Raw genomic sequence first — 13,830 nt, forward strand, 5'->3', positions numbered from 1 at the left:
GCCCCGGCCGTAGAAGCCGGGGCCCGCCCGCGTCTATTCCCGCGCGGTCCCTGATCCGTTCATCTGACTTCGATGAAGGCGTCCGGGGCGCGCGGCGGGCGCTCGCGCGGGGGCGCGGCCGCGCGGCCCACCCCGACGGCGCCCATCGGGTCCCACGCGTCCGGCAGGTCGAGGACGTCGCGGACCACGTCGCGGCAGAACATCGTGCTCGACACCCAGCACGAGCCGAGCCCCTCCACGGCCAGCGCGACGAGCAGGTTCTGCACGCCCGCCCCGGCCGCCACCACGAACATCTCGCGCTCGGCGCGGGACCGCCGGTCGTCGGGATAGTCGTGCGATCCGTCCATGACCAGGCACGGGACGACGAGGTAGGGGGCCCGGCGCAGCACCTCGCCGCGCCGCAGCCGCCTGGCGACCGACTCCGCGGAGAAGCCGTCGCGGCGCAGGTCGGCCTCCCAGGCGTCGCGCATCGCGTCCAGCAGCCGCGTCCGCGACTCCGCCGACTCCAGCAGGACGAACCGCCACGGCGTGGTGTGGTGCGGCGCCGGCGCGGTGATCGCGGCGCCGACGGCCCGCCGCACCGCGGCCGGGTCCACCGGCTCGGCGGTGAACTCGCGGATCGTGCGCCGCGCGCCCAGCACGTCCGCCGAGCCGAACCGGAACATGTCCTCCGCGGGCGGGCGCACCAGCGCCCGGGCGCCGGGCCCGTCCTCCGGCGTGACCAGGCCGGACAGCCCGCGCACGACCGCGATCGGCACGCCCTCCAGCTTGCCCTTGACCAGCTCGCCGGCCGCCGCGATCTCGTCGGCGACCGCCGTGATCGTGGCCTCCAGGCGATTGCCGTAGGCGTCGTCGCGCCCGCGCAGGTCGCTGAGCGGGGCCAGGCCGGCGACGCCGATCGCCGCGTCCATGAGCCCGTTGCGCCAGGGCCGCCCGAGCGTGTCCGACACGATCACGGCCACGTCCGCGCCGGTCCGCTCCCGCACCCCGGCGCGGATGCGCCGGGCCGAGGCGTCCGGGTCCTCCGGCAGCAGCAGCACCGTGCCGGGCCGGGTGTTGGACGCGTCCACGCCGGCGGCGGCCAGCACCAGCCCCTGCCGCGTCTCCACGATCCGGGTCTCGCCGCGCGCGTGCGCCCGCCGCGCCACCACCCGCACGGTCTCGGCGTCGATGGCCTTCTCGCGGTCGTCGGCGACCAGGATCCGCCCCTCCGCCTTGCTGACGATCTTGGAGGTGACGACGAGCACGTCGCCGTCCTCGACCGTCCCGTCCGGGATCAGCGCGGCGATGTCGGCGCCCTCGGCGACCTCCGGCATGCCCGGCACGCCGAACACCTCGATGCGCTGCGGGGGGACGCCCCGCCGGTCCGCTCCGCTCGACCCCGCGCTCATTCCGCGACCCCCGCCCGCTTCAGCTCCACCGCCAGGTCCAGGGCCGCGCGCGCGATCGCGGCGGTCGTCTCGGCATCGCGCATCAGCAGCGGGCGCGAGCGCACCTCGATGCCCTCCACCCGCACGTCCGCGTCGGCCTCGTCGACGAGCCAGCCGTCCAGCAGCCCGAGGCCGTAGTGCTCGGCGACCGCGCGCGCCGACGTCTCCACCCCGATCGCGGTCAGGCACGCGTCGGCCATCCCGCGCACGGGCGCCCCGCCGACGATGGGCGACACGCCCACCACGGTCTTGGCCGCGACCGCGTCCCGGATGCCGGGCACCGCCAGGATCGTCCCGATGCTCACCACCGGGTTGGACGGCGGGAACAGCACCACGTCGGCCGCCTCGATCGCCGCCTGCACGCCCGGCGCCGGCGCGGACTCCGCGGCGCCCACCGCCGCGATCGACAGCGCCGGGACCGACGCGCGCATCCGCACCCACCACTCCTGGAAGTGGATCGCGCGCCGTCCCTGCTCGTCCTCGACCACCACGTGCGTCTCGACCTGGTCGTCGGTCATCGGCAGCAGCCGCACCCCCGGCCGCCACCGGTCGCACAGCGCCTCCGTCACCGCGGACAGCCGGTAGCCGGCCGCCAGCATCTGCGTCCGGACGATGTGCGTCGCGAAGTCGCGGTCGCCGAGCCCGAACCATCCCGGCCCCACCCCGTAGGCGGCCAGCTCCTCCTTGACGGTGAAGGTCTCCTCCGCCCGTCCCCAGCCCTGCTCCTCGTTGATGCCGCCGCCGAGCGTGTACATCACGGTGTCCAGGTCGGGGCAGACCCGCAGGCCGAACAGGGAGATGTCGTCCCCGGTGTTGCCGATGACGGTGATCTCCGCCTCCGGGGCGGCCGCCAGGAGCCCGCGCAGGAATCGGGCGCCGCCGATCCCGCCCGCCAACGCCACGATCTTCATGTCCTCAACCCTACGGTGATCCCCATAGGAGAGCAGAGGGGTCGCCGCTCCGGGCGACACTATGCAAAGCTTTGCCTGCTATCGGAGAACACCCGGTCCCGAGTCTGGAGATGCCACCGTGAACAAGGAAGCCGTCCAGCGCCTGCGCGAACCGGCCGCCTGGGTCCTGCTCGCCGCGGCGGGCGTCCACCTTCTCGCGGGCATCATTTCGCTTCTCGGCGGCGGGGGCAGCTTCACGCTGCGCGCCCTCGGCCAGACCAACGACGGGACGTTCCTGCAGGTCGCGATGGTCGGTCTCGTCGTCCTGGCGATCGCGCTGACGACCTCGGGCGCCACCCCGACCCCGCAGGCGCGGACGATCACGATGGGGGCGCTCGGCGTCCTCGGCGGCATCGGGCTGTTCGGCGTGGTCTCGTGGCTGAGCGGGATGCTCGCCGACTCCGACTACGCGGGCGCGGTGACCAAGCTCACGACCTTCCTGGTCGGCGCGGGCGATCTGGCCGTGGTCGGCGTCGGCGGCTGGTTCGCCTTCACGGTCTTCAAGGGGATGCAGCCGCCCCGCCCGCAGCCGCAGATGCAGCAGCAGGGGGGCTACCCCGACTTCGGCTACCAGCAGGGCCAGCCGGGCCAGCAGCAGTACGGCCAGCAGCAGTACGGCCAGCCCGGCCAGCCGGGCTACGACCAGCAGCAGTACCAGCAGTACCAGCAGTACGGGCAGCAGGCCGGTGAAGGGCAGCAGCCCGCTCAGCAGGGGTACGAGCAGCAGCAGTACGGCCAGCAGCAGTACGGCCAGCCCGGTCAGCCGGGCTACGAGCAGCCGCAGTACGGCCAGCCGCAGGAGTACCAGCAGTACGGCGGCCAGGGCGGCTACCAGCCGGGCCAGCAGGGGCAGCCGCCCGCCGAGCAGGAGGACATGGGCGAGTGGACCCGTGCCTACGGCGGCAGCGGCGGCTCCGGCCAGGACCCGCAGGGCACCCAGCCCGCCCCGCCGCAGGGCGGCGACCAGGAGGGCGGCGACTGGTACCGGGACAACCGTCCCCCGCCGCCGCAGTAAAAAACCCACGGAGGGGGCGCGGCCCCCGGTGGTGACCGCCCGATTAACTGATCTTCATCCAAAGGTCAGCATGCCCATCCCGGCAAAACCCGCTATGTCGCCCGGGAATGCCTTCCGGCTTGACGAGGCGGCTACTACACGCGTGTAATTTCGTCGGTGTAGTTTCAATGCCGTCTCGGGGGAAGGAACTCGTGGGAGGGCATTGACCAGGGGGTTCCACGGGCAGGGAGGTGCGCTGTGAGCGAGGTGGTCATCCCGCTGGCGCACGGCACAGACGGCGAAGAGTTGGGCTGGCAGGAGCGCGCCCTGTGCGCGCAGACGGACCCGGAGGCGTTTTTTCCGGAGAAGGGCGGCTCCACTCGCGAGGCCAAGAAGGTGTGCCGGGCATGCGAGGTGCGTATGGAGTGCCTTGAGTACGCGCTGCAGCACGACGAGCGGTTCGGCATCTGGGGAGGGCTCTCCGAGCGGGAACGCCGGAAGCTGAAGCGGCAGGCCGTCTGACCCGCGGGCCGCGTCCCCGGATCTCGGTGGATCCGGAGCGTGCCCGGCGCGGCCACGCGTACAGTTATCAGCCGTGCCGGCCCCAGGGCCGGCACGGCTGCTGTCCGTCCGGCACCGCGTGCCCGTCGCGCACCGCCCGTCCGGCCGGCACCGACACCGTCCGTCCCACAGATCGAGCGACCCTTGGCCCCCACCCTCGATCGCCATGTCGTCACCGCCGTCCTCGTCGCGCACGACGGCGCGCGGTGGCTTCCGGAGGCGTTGAAGGCACTGCTGACGCAGTCGCGCCCCGTGCAGCGCCTCGTGACCGTCGACACCGGCAGCGCCGACCGCGGCCCCGCCGTCCTCGCGGAGGTCGTCGGCGAGAACGAGGTCCTCACGCTGCCGCGCACCACCGGCTACGGCGAGGCCATCGCCGAGGCGCTGCGGCAGGACGCCGCGTCCGCGCCCGTCCCCGAGGACGAGTCCGCCCCCGCCCATCACGCCCATCACGCCGACCAGGCCCAGGGGTCCCGCAAGCCCCGCACGGAGTGGATCTGGCTGCTGCACGACGACTGCGCGCCCGAACGCGACGCGCTCGACCGGCTGCTGCGGACGGCCGACGCCGACCCCAACGTGGCGGTGCTCGGCCCCAAGGTCCGCGACTGGGAGGACCGCCGCGTCCTGCGCGAGCTCGGCGTCACCGTCGACGCCGCCGGCCGCCGCCACACCGGCCTGGACCGGCGGGAGTTCGACCAGGGCCAGCACGACGGCGTCCGGGACGTCCTGTCGGTCGGCAGCGCGGGGATGCTGGTCCGCCGCGACGTCTGGGAAAGGCTCGGCGGCTTCGACGTCGAGTACGGCGTCTTCCGCGACGACCTGGACTTCTGCTGGCGCGTCCACGCCGCCGGCTACCGGGTCGTCACCGCGAGCGACGCCGTCGTGTACCACGCGGAGGCGTCCCGGCGCGGGCTCCGCGAGATCGGCATGACCGCCGAGCACCCCGCCCGCCGCGACCGCCGCAACGCGCTGCTCACCCTGCTCGCCAACCAGCCGCTCGGGGCGATGCCGCGGGCCCTCGTCCGCAACGTGTGGGCCTCGCTCGCGCACGCCCTCGTCCTGGTGGTGACCAAGCGGCCGGGCATGGCCCGCGAGGAGCTGCGCGCGCTCGGCGACGTGCTGCGCTCGCCCGGCCGGCTCCGGCGCGCACGGGCCGCCCGCGCCGAGGGCCGCACGCGCGCGCGGCGCAGCGTACGGCGGTTCCAGACGCGCTGGGTCGTGCTGCGCCGGGCCGGCGAGGCGGTCTCGGAGTACTTCGCCGCCCACGAGCGCGACCGCGAGGACAGGGACGACGACCTCACTGCCGACGAGCCCGGCCCGATCCGCCGCTTCCTCGCCCGTCCCGGCGTGATGGTCGTGCTCGGCCTCGCCGCCGTCGCGGTCGCCGCCGAGCGCTCCCTGGCGACGGCCGCCGGGCGGCTCGGCGGCGGCGCGCTCGTCCCCGCGTGGGGCGGCGCGAGCGACCTGTGGGCGCAGTACCTGTCCGGCTGGCATCCGGTGGGGCTCGGCACCGACGCGGGCAGCCCCCCGTACGTCGGCGTCCTGGCCGTGCTGTCCACCGCGGCGTTCGGCAAGCCCTGGCTGGCGGTGTCGGTCCTGCTGCTCGGCGGCGTCCCGCTGGCCGGGCTCACCGCCTACCGCGCGTCGCGGCTGCTGGTGGTGGAGGCGCCACGGACGGGACGGCGCGCCCGCGCGTCCGGCCGCCGCGTCCCGGTGTCGGCCGTCCGCGCCTGGTTCGCCGCCGTGTACGCGCTGCTCCCCGCCGCGACCGGCGCCGTCGCGGGCGGGCGGATCGGGACCTGCGTCGTCCTCGTCCTCCTGCCGCTGATCGCCGTGCACGCCGCCCGCCTCTACGGCTTCCCCCGGTCGCAGGCCGCCGGGCTGGACGCCCGGACGCGCCGCAAGCGCGCGGGACGGGCCGCCTGGACGGTCGCGCTGCTGCTCGCCGTCGCGATGTCCTTCGTCCCGCTGATCTGGCCGGTCGCCCTGCTGGCCGCCGGGATGGTGCGGGCGCTGCTGGACCGGCCGGGGCGGCAGGGCCTGCGCGGCCTTTCCATCGCGCTCGGCGTCCCGCCGCTGCTGACGCTCCCGTGGACCGCCGGCCTGCTGCTCCACCCCTCCCGCTTCCTGACCGAGGCGGGGCTGCACCGGCGGTTCGACCCCGCCGCCCCGGCCGACCTGCTGGCGCTCGACCCGGGAGGGCCGGGCACGCCCGCGCGGTGGGCGCTCGCCGGGCTGCTCGCCGTCGCCGTGTGCGCGCTGCCGCTGCGCAGCCGCCGGGGCCACGTGCTCGCTGGCTGGCTGCTGGCGGTCTTCGGGCTCCTCGTCGCGGTGCTGACCAGCGCCGCCACCGTCACCAAGGGGGCGGACGAGGCGCCGGTGTGGCCCGGGGCGGCGCTGCTGTTCGCCGGCGCCGGAGTCCTGCTCGCCGCCACCGCCGCCGTCCAGCGCGCCACCGAGGCACTGGCGGGCCACCACCTGATCTACAAGGCGGGCGGAGCGGCCGTGCTCGCCGCCGCGCTCACGGCCCCCGTCCTCGCGGCCGCGCTCTGGGTGGCCGGCGGCGCGGGCGGCCCGCTCGGGAGGCTCGACCCCGACACGGTTCCCCAGTTCGTCCAGGGGACCGGCGGAGTCAGGACGCTCGTCCTGCACCGGGAGCCGACCGGACGGGTCTCCTACACGGTCCTCAGGGGCGCGCGCCCCCGCCTGGGGGAGTCGGAGGTCACCGTCGAGGGCGGCCGGGCCCGCGACCGCATGGACGACCTCGTCGCCGGCCTGTCCGCCGGCCGGGAGGGCGACGACGGGCCCGCGCTGACGCGGATGGGCGTCCAGTACCTGCTGGTGCCGCATCCCGCGAAAGACCCGCTCACCAGGGTCCTGGACGCGTCGCCCGAACTGACGCGCCTCAGCCGCACGGGCACGTTCGCCGTGTGGCGGCTCCAGGCGACGTCCGCCCGGATGATGCTCCTGGAAGGCTCAACGGTCACGCCCCTGTCCGCCGGGCGCGTCAACGCCCGCGTGCAGATCCCGCCGGGAACGGGCCCGCGCACGCTTCTCCTGGCAGAACCAGCCGACGGTGGTTGGCGGGCCGCGCTGAACGGCGACGAGGTCAAGGCCCGGACGGTGGACGGCTGGGCGCAGGGGTACGACCTCCCCACCGCCGGAGGAGAGTTCGAACTGACCCGGTCGATGACGATGCGGCACATCTGGGTCGCCATCCAGGGGATCGCCGTCCTGCTGGTGGCCGTCCTGGCGCTGCCGGGCGCGCAGACCGACACGCTCATGCTCGCCGGGGAACGGGAACGCCGCCGCCGCGGGCGGCGGGGACGGCGCCGCGCTCCCCGCGCCCGCGCCCAGCGCGCGCTGCCGCCCGCCTCGACCGTAGAGCCGCCGGAGCAGCCGGAACCCGCGGAGGAGCCCAGCACGGAGGAGGTGTCCTGATGGACAAGGTCCTGCGCCTCCTCGGCATGCGCTACGCCACCGCCGCCCTCATGCTCGTGGCCGTCGCCGCCCTCTACGGCGCCGCGACGTTCTCCCGTCCGGGCGAGGCGTCCGAGAAGGGCCGCGAGGCGCCGGTCACGCACGCCGTGGCGGTCTGCCCGGGACACGAGGGAGGCCGCCTCGCCGTCCAGTCCCTCGCCCGCAGGAAGGGCGGCGGGCGCGTCGACATGGCGCCGACGAAGGGCGGGCCGCCGCTGGGGTCCGTGACGTCCCCCGGTCAGGGCTGGGGCAAGGACACCAAGTCCGGCGAGGACTCCTACACCCTGCGCGCCACCGGCCCCATCGCCGGCGGGCTGGAGGCGGAGCAGACCGCCTACGAGGACGGCGGCGACGACCGCGGCCTCGCCGGCGCCCGCTGCGCCGCCCCCGGCACCGACCTGTGGTTCATGGGCCCCGGGCCGGTCGCCGCCGACGAGCTCGACCTCTACCTGACCAACGTCGACGCGCAGCCCGCGTCCGTCGACGTCTCCGCCCTGTCCGGCGAGGGGCCCCTCGACACCACCGAGGGACGCGGCACGCCCGTCGAGCCCTACACCACCCGCGTCGTGAAGATCGGCGGGTCGCCCGAAGGTCTCGGCGACATCGTGAAGACCGCCGCCGACCTCGCCCTGCGCGTGCGCACCACCAGCGGCCGCGTCGCCGCGTCCCTGCGCGTCCGGGTCGGCGAGAAGAAGGGCGTCGAGTGGCTGCCGCAGTCGGCCGCGCCCGCGGCCTCCGCCCTCGTCCCCGGCGTGCCGGGCGGCTCCGGCGGGCGCCGCCTGCTGGTCGCGGTCCCCGGCGAGGCCGACGCCCGGATCGAAGTCCAGGTGATCACCGCGGACGGCGCCTTCGCCCCGCAGGGCCAGGACGTCCTGGACGCCCCCGGCAAGACCGTGACCTCCGTCGCCCTCGACGGCGCCCTGTCCGGCAGGGCCGCCGCCGTCCGGCTCGTCGCCGACCGGCCCGTCCTGGCGGGCTTCGCCGCCGACCGGGGCGCCGACGTCGCCTTCGGCGCCGCCACACCGCCGCTCGGCGCGGCCGGCCCCGGCGTCGTCGCCGACAACCGGTTCGACTCGTCCCTCTCCCTGACCGCCCCGTCCGGCGCGGCGAGCGTCCAGGTCACGACCGTGAACGCGCAGGGCGCCGGCACCCCCCGGCAGGTCGAGATCCCCGCCGGGCGGACGGTCGAGACCGAACTCGCCGCCCCCGGCACCGGTGCGGACGCCCCCTTCGGTGCGGTGATCATGCCGAGGCCGGGCTCGGCCCCCGTCTACGCGTCCCGCATCCTCGCCACCGGCAAGGGCGGCGACTACCTGTTCACGGTCCTGCCGATCGTCCCGGCCCCCACGTCCCTGCGCCTCCCGGCCACCGCCGACTCCCAGACGGCCCTGACCCCGAACTGATCCCGGGCGCCCGGCCGACCGGGCTAGTCGTCAGGAGTGTCGTAGCTGGGGTCGACGGACTCCGGGGAGAGGCCGAGCAGGTCGGCGACCTCTTCGACGAGCAGGTCGCGGATCATCTGGGAGAGTTCGGCATCGCCGGCGGCGCGGGACTCGACGGGGCGGCGGTAGACGACGATGCGCACCGGCCGGCCGCCGTCGCCGGGGAGGGTCTGGCCGAGCGGGACGGGCCCGTCGAACGGCGCCTCGACCCCCGGCACCTCCTCGACCGTGAACTCCACCCGGGCCAGCTCGCGGCTCCAGCGCGCACCGAGCCGCCGGACCTCGTCGTCCACGAGGTCGGCGAACCGTTCCGCTCGGGTGCGCGAGACCGGCGCCTGCGGGGGCGTCAGAGGACCACGGAGGCCACGACCGTGCCGGTCGCGGCGCCGTACGCCTGCCACACGGGATCGCACGCCCCAAGAGTACCTCCGCTCGCGCGGCGGCCCTCACACGAGGCCCGCACCGGAACGGTCCGTGCAGCGGATCGTTACGGAATGTAGTTGTTGCCAAGGAAATCGCCCGGTAACGGCGACACGTGTGCCGGGGTGGTGGCGGAGCCGAGTGGGGGGAGGTACGGTCAGCCATCGTGAGCCCCGTCCGCACTTGCTCCCGCACCGCCTGCAAGGCGCCCGCAGTGTTCACGCTCACGTACGTCTACCGCGACTCCACCGCGGTCCTGGGGCCGCTCGCAACGTACGCCGAGCCGCACTGCTACGACCTGTGCGCCGAGCATTCCGAACGGCTCACCGCCCCCATGGGGTGGGAACTGGTGCGGCTCCCCGTCGAGGAGGAGTCCGAGCCCAGCGCCGACGACCTGGAGGCCCTCGCCGACGCGGTCCGCGAGGCCGCCAGGCCCGCCCCCGGGTCCGGCCACGAGCCGGTCGGCCAGGGCACCGAGGTCGGCCGCCGCGGCCACCTGCGCGTGCTGCGCTCCGAACCCGCCGGAACGCAGCCCGGCCAGGAGTGACCGCGGGGCTCCGCTCCCGTCCCGATCCCCGTCCCGATCCCCGGTCCGACGTCGCGGCGGGTCGCGCCCGTGCTTCCCGGTAGGCTCGTGAGCCTGCCGTTTTCCGCGCACGGTTCTTCGGACAGGGAGCAGGAGTGGGCGACCTCGCCAAGATCTTCAAGGCGTACGACATCCGCGGCGTGGTGCCGGACGAGCTCGACCCCGCGACCGCCGAGGCGACCGGCGCGGCGTTCGTCCGCGTCACCGGGGCGAGCGCGGTCGTCACCGCCCACGACATGCGGGAGTCGTCGGTTCCGCTGGCCGAGGCGTTCGCCCGCGGCGCCACGTCCCAGGGCGCGGACGTCATCGAGGCCGGGCTCGGCTCCACGGACATGCTCTACTACGCCAGCGGCAGCCTCGACCTGCCCGGCGCCATGTTCACCGCCAGCCACAACCCGGCCCGGTACAACGGGCTGAAGCTGTGCCGCGCCGGCGCCCGGCCCGTCGGCCGCGACACCGGCCTCGGCGAGATCCGCGAGATGGTCGAGAACGGCGTCCCCGCCCACGACGGCGAGCCGGGCACCGTGACGCGGCGCGACATCCTCAAGGGCTACGCCGACCACCTCAAGACGCTGGTCGACCTGTCGTCCATCCGCCCGCTCAAGGTCGTCGTGGACGCGGGCAACGGCATGGGCGGCCACACCGTCCCGCCGGTGTTCGAGGGCCTGCCGATCGACCTGGTCCCGCTGTACTTCGAGCTGGACGGCACCTTCCCCAACCACGAGGCGAACCCGATCGAGCCGGAGAACCTGCGCGATCTGCAGGCCAAGGTCCGCGAGACCGGCGCCGACATCGGCCTCGCCTTCGACGGCGACGCCGACCGCTGCTTCGTGGTGGACGAGCGCGGCGAGATCGTCTCCCCGTCCGCGATCACGGCGCTGGTGGCGACCCGGGAACTGGCCAAGCACCCGGGCTCCTCGATCGTGCACAACCTGATCACCTCCAGGGCGGTACCGGAGATCATCACCGAGCACGGCGGGACGCCCGTGCGGACGCGGGTCGGGCACTCGTTCATCAAGCAGACGATGGCCGAGACCGGCGCGGTGTTCGGCGGCGAGCACTCGGCGCACTTCTACTTCCGCGACTTCTGGTTCGCCGACTCCGGCATGCTGGCGGCGATGCACGTCCTCGCCGCCCTCGGGGAGCAGGACGGGCCGCTGTCGGAGCTGCTCGGCGAGTACACCCGCTACGTCGCGTCCGGTGAGATCAACAGCGAGGTCGACGACCAGGCCGCGGCTGCCGCGAAGGTCAAGGAGGCCTTCGCCGGGCGGCCCGGCGTCGAGGCCGACGAGATGGACGGGCTGACCGTGCGCGACGACGCCGCGGGATGGTGGTTCAACCTGCGGCCGTCCAACACCGAACCGCTGCTGCGCCTGAACGCCGAGGCCGGCGACGAGGACACCATGGCGGCGATCCGCGACGAGGTCCTGGCCCTGGTCAGGGAGAAGTGACCGGGTTCAGCGAAAAGTGACTGCAAGGGAGATGTGACGCTGCCATGACGATGAAGCTGGACTCCTGGCTGCTGGAGATCCTGGCCTGCCCCAATTGCGGCGGCGACCTGCGCGCCGACGAGGAGGCCGACGAGCTCGTGTGCACCGGCTCCTGCGGCTACGCCTACCCGGTGCGCGACGACATCCCCGTCCTCCTCGTTGACGAGGCCAGGACCCCCGCCCCGTGAGCGTCTCCCTCGACCCCTCACGGCTGCAGAGCGCGGAGGCGGCCGAAGCGGCGGACCCCGGCGGGATGCTCCGGCAGGTCGCGTCGTCGGCCGCCCAGGTGCGGGAGGCGCGGCGCGCCGCGGCGGAGGCCGGCGTCTCCGGGCTGGCCGAGGACGGCCGCCCCCGCGCGGTCGTGGTCGTCGGCACCGGCTCCTGCGCCGTCCCGGGCGACGTGCTCGCGGCGGTGTGCGGCACGGGCTGCGCCGTCCCGATCTCGACGGTGCGCGGCGACCGGCTGCCCGGCTGGGTGGGCGCGGCCGACCTGGTCGTCGCGGTCTCGTCCTCGGGAACCGCCGAGGAGACGCTGGAGGTCGCCGCGGAGGCCGCCCGGCGCGGCTGCCGCCTGCTGGCCGTCGGCGGTGAGGACTCGCCGCTGGCGGACCTGGCCGGCAGGAGCCGCGGCGTCTTCGTGCCCGTCCGGTCCGCCGGGCTGCCGCGCTCCGCCCTGTGGGGCCTGACGGTCCCGCTGCTCCTCGCCGCCCGGGCGCTGCGGCTGACGGACGTTCCCGACGCCGTACTGGAGTCCACGGCGGAGCTGCTGGAGGACGTCGCGCACCGGTGCCGTCCGTCCAGCGAGCCGTTCGTCAACCCGGCCAAGCGCCTGGCGCTCGACCTGGCGGGCGACGTGCCGCTGGTGTGGGGCACCTCCGACCCGTCCGTCGCGGCGGCGTACCGGATGTGCTGCCAGCTCAACGAGAACGCCAAGTACCCGGCGATCTTCGGGGAGCTCCCGGAGGCCGGCCGGAACCAGGTCGCGGTGTTCGACGGCTTCTTCGCGCGGGCCGGCTCCCCGGCCGACCCGGACGACTTCTTCCGCGACCGGTCGGACGAACCGGAGCACGGCCTGCACCTGGTCACGTTGCGGGACGCGGAGGAGACTCCGCGGGCGCGCCGGCGGGCCGAGGCGTCCTCCGCGCTGGCCCGCGCCCGGGGCGTGGCGGTCACCGAGATGCGGGCGGAGGGCGACCATCCGCTGGAGAGAGTCGCGTCGCTGATCGCGTTGGTCGACTATGTCACGGTTTACTTGGCTATCGCGCTCGGTGTGGACCCCGCGTCCGAGCCTGCCGTCCAAGAGTTCAGAGCGAGGATTGCGTAGATGAGTGCTGAGGGCGGAACGAAGGCCATCGTCGCCGCGTTGGCCGCCAACCTCGGGATCGCGGCGTCGAAGGCCGTCGCGTTCGCGTTCACCGGTTCGTCGTCGATGCTGGCCGAGTCCATCCACTCGGTGGCCGACTCCGGGAACCAGGGGCTGCTGCTGCTCGGCCGCAAGCGGTCCGAACGCGACCGGACGCCCCAGCACCCGTTCGGTTACGGGCGCGAACGCTACTTCTACGCGTTCGTCGTCGCGGTCGTCCTGTTCACCGTCGGCGCGGCGTTCTCGCTCTACGAGGGCTACCACAAGATCTCCCACCCGGAGGAGGTCAAGTCCCCGGTCTGGGCGTTCGCGGTGCTGATCATCGCGATCGGGCTGGAGTCGTTCTCCTTCCGGACGGCGATCAAGGAGTCGAACGAGGTCCGCGGCGAGCAGTCGTGGTGGGCGTTCATCCGCCGCGCGAAGGCCCCCGAACTGCCGGTGGTGCTGCTGGAGGACCTCGCCGCCCTCGTCGGCCTGTTCCTGGCCCTGTTCGGCGTCTCCATGGCGGTGGCCACCGGCGACGGCATCTGGGACGGCATCGGCACCGTCGCGATCGGGCTGCTGCTCGGCGTGGTCGCGACGATCCTGGCGATCGAGACCAAGAGCCTGCTGATCGGCGAGGGCGTCGACCCGCAGACCGAGCGGCGGATCATCGAGGCGCTGGAGTCGGTGGAGGAGGTCGACCACCTCATCCACATCAGGACCGAGTACATGGGCCCGGACGAGCTGCTCATCGCCGCGAAGATCGCCGTCAACCACGACGACACGGCCGCCGATGTGGCGCGCGGGATCGACGCGGCGGAGGCGAGGGTCCGGGCGCAGATCCCGGAGGCGAAGCTCATCTACCTGGAGCCGGCACTGGACGAGGCGTCCCGCACGCACGCCGTGGGGGCGCAGCAGCCGGAGACCCCCGCGTCGTCCTGACCGAGATGCTCCGCGCGGCCCGTCCCGCGGGCCGCGCAGGACATGGGACCCCTCGCCGGGCGGTCGCCGCAGGCGCCGGCCGAACCCCAGCCCAGGCGAGAACCGGCGAGTGCCTCCGAGGAGGCGAGCCGCGGCCGTCCGGCGAGGTGCTTTCCCATGCCTCCCCGCCCGGACCCCTGAAACCGGGCGG

12 protein-coding genes are annotated in these 13,830 nt (G+C 74.7%); 9 read left to right on the forward strand and 3 right to left on the reverse strand.

Translation table 11 applies throughout. From position 1 onward, the window contains the following. Nucleotides 1-59 precede the first annotated feature (59 nt). Nucleotides 60-1,391 carry a coenzyme F420-0:L-glutamate ligase gene (locus tag CHC11_RS33610; RefSeq protein WP_089315909.1) on the reverse strand — a complete coding sequence of 444 codons (1,332 nt, stop codon included), beginning with the start codon at nucleotides 1,389-1,391 and terminating at the stop codon, nucleotides 60-62. Continuing rightward, a complete protein-coding gene (gene cofD, locus CHC11_RS33615; protein ID WP_089315910.1) occupies nucleotides 1,388-2,341 on the reverse strand; it encodes a 2-phospho-L-lactate transferase in 954 nt (317 codons plus the stop codon). The genes CHC11_RS33610 and cofD overlap by 4 nt, the downstream gene beginning before the upstream one ends. 118 nt (nucleotides 2,342-2,459) lie before the next feature. On the opposite strand from cofD, the gene CHC11_RS33620 reads away from it, so the two are divergent. The 4 genes from CHC11_RS33620 (at nucleotide 2,460) to CHC11_RS33635 (ending at nucleotide 8,818) form a co-directional block, all read left to right on the forward strand. Further along, nucleotides 2,460-3,395 (forward strand): hypothetical protein, encoded by a 936-nt coding sequence (locus CHC11_RS33620; protein WP_089315911.1) that lies wholly within the window; start codon nucleotides 2,460-2,462, stop codon nucleotides 3,393-3,395. A gap of 237 nt (nucleotides 3,396-3,632) precedes the next feature. Beyond that, complete coding sequence (locus tag CHC11_RS33625) at nucleotides 3,633-3,896, forward strand: WhiB family transcriptional regulator (protein ID WP_089315912.1); 264 nt, start codon at nucleotides 3,633-3,635, stop codon at nucleotides 3,894-3,896. A gap of 183 nt (nucleotides 3,897-4,079) precedes the next feature. Beyond that, nucleotides 4,080-7,376, forward strand: coding sequence for a glycosyltransferase family 2 protein (locus tag CHC11_RS33630; protein WP_089315913.1), 3,297 nt, complete (start codon nucleotides 4,080-4,082; stop codon nucleotides 7,374-7,376). Continuing rightward, entirely contained in the window at nucleotides 7,376-8,818 is a 1,443-nt protein-coding gene (locus CHC11_RS33635; RefSeq protein ID WP_089315914.1) for a DUF5719 family protein, read from the forward strand. The genes CHC11_RS33630 and CHC11_RS33635 overlap by 1 nt, the downstream gene beginning before the upstream one ends. 23 nt (nucleotides 8,819-8,841) lie before the next feature. Here the strand turns inward: CHC11_RS33635 and CHC11_RS33640 are convergent, their stop codons facing one another. Next, complete coding sequence (locus tag CHC11_RS33640; protein WP_245920106.1) at nucleotides 8,842-9,270, reverse strand: metallopeptidase family protein; 429 nt, start codon at nucleotides 9,268-9,270, stop codon at nucleotides 8,842-8,844. A gap of 173 nt (nucleotides 9,271-9,443) precedes the next feature. Between CHC11_RS33640 and CHC11_RS33645 the strand changes: the two genes are divergently transcribed. The 5 genes from CHC11_RS33645 to CHC11_RS33665 all read left to right on the forward strand — a co-directional run bounded on the left by CHC11_RS33645 (nucleotide 9,444) and on the right by CHC11_RS33665 (nucleotide 13,640). After that, nucleotides 9,444-9,824 (forward strand): DUF3499 domain-containing protein, encoded by a 381-nt coding sequence (locus CHC11_RS33645; protein WP_089315916.1) that lies wholly within the window; start codon nucleotides 9,444-9,446, stop codon nucleotides 9,822-9,824. Between the two features lie 134 nt (nucleotides 9,825-9,958). Then, nucleotides 9,959-11,314, forward strand: coding sequence for a phosphomannomutase/phosphoglucomutase (locus CHC11_RS33650; RefSeq protein ID WP_089315917.1), 1,356 nt, complete (start codon nucleotides 9,959-9,961; stop codon nucleotides 11,312-11,314). 44 nt (nucleotides 11,315-11,358) lie between these two features. Further along, entirely contained in the window at nucleotides 11,359-11,541 is a 183-nt protein-coding gene (locus CHC11_RS33655) for a Trm112 family protein (protein ID WP_089315918.1), read from the forward strand. Beyond that, nucleotides 11,538-12,677, forward strand: a complete 1,140-nt coding sequence (locus tag CHC11_RS33660; protein WP_179279135.1) for an SIS domain-containing protein — start codon at nucleotides 11,538-11,540, stop codon at nucleotides 12,675-12,677. The genes CHC11_RS33655 and CHC11_RS33660 overlap by 4 nt, the downstream gene beginning before the upstream one ends. Then, nucleotides 12,678-13,640: a cation diffusion facilitator family transporter gene (locus CHC11_RS33665; RefSeq protein ID WP_089315919.1), complete on the forward strand. Its 963-nt coding sequence runs from the start codon at nucleotides 12,678-12,680 to the stop codon at nucleotides 13,638-13,640. Nucleotides 13,641-13,830 lie beyond the last annotated feature (190 nt).

The sequence above is a fragment of the Actinomadura mexicana genome (assembly GCF_900188105.1).
In the GTDB taxonomy this organism is placed as follows: Bacteria; Actinomycetota; Actinomycetes; order Streptosporangiales; family Streptosporangiaceae; genus Spirillospora; species Spirillospora mexicana.

What these genes read in the sequence shown, in the direction of transcription:
- CHC11_RS33610 (WP_089315909.1), bottom strand. Translation starts at nt 1,391, where the DNA reads ATGAGCGCGGGGTCGAGCGGAGCGGACCGGCGGGGCGTCCCCCCGCAG.
- cofD (WP_089315910.1), bottom strand. Translation starts at nt 2,341, where the DNA reads ATGAAGATCGTGGCGTTGGCGGGCGGGATCGGCGGCGCCCGATTCCTG.
- CHC11_RS33635 (WP_089315914.1), top strand. Translation starts at nt 7,376, where the DNA reads ATGGACAAGGTCCTGCGCCTCCTCGGCATGCGCTACGCCACCGCCGCC.
- CHC11_RS33655 (WP_089315918.1), top strand. Translation starts at nt 11,359, where the DNA reads ATGACGATGAAGCTGGACTCCTGGCTGCTGGAGATCCTGGCCTGCCCC.
- CHC11_RS33665 (WP_089315919.1), top strand. Translation starts at nt 12,678, where the DNA reads ATGAGTGCTGAGGGCGGAACGAAGGCCATCGTCGCCGCGTTGGCCGCC.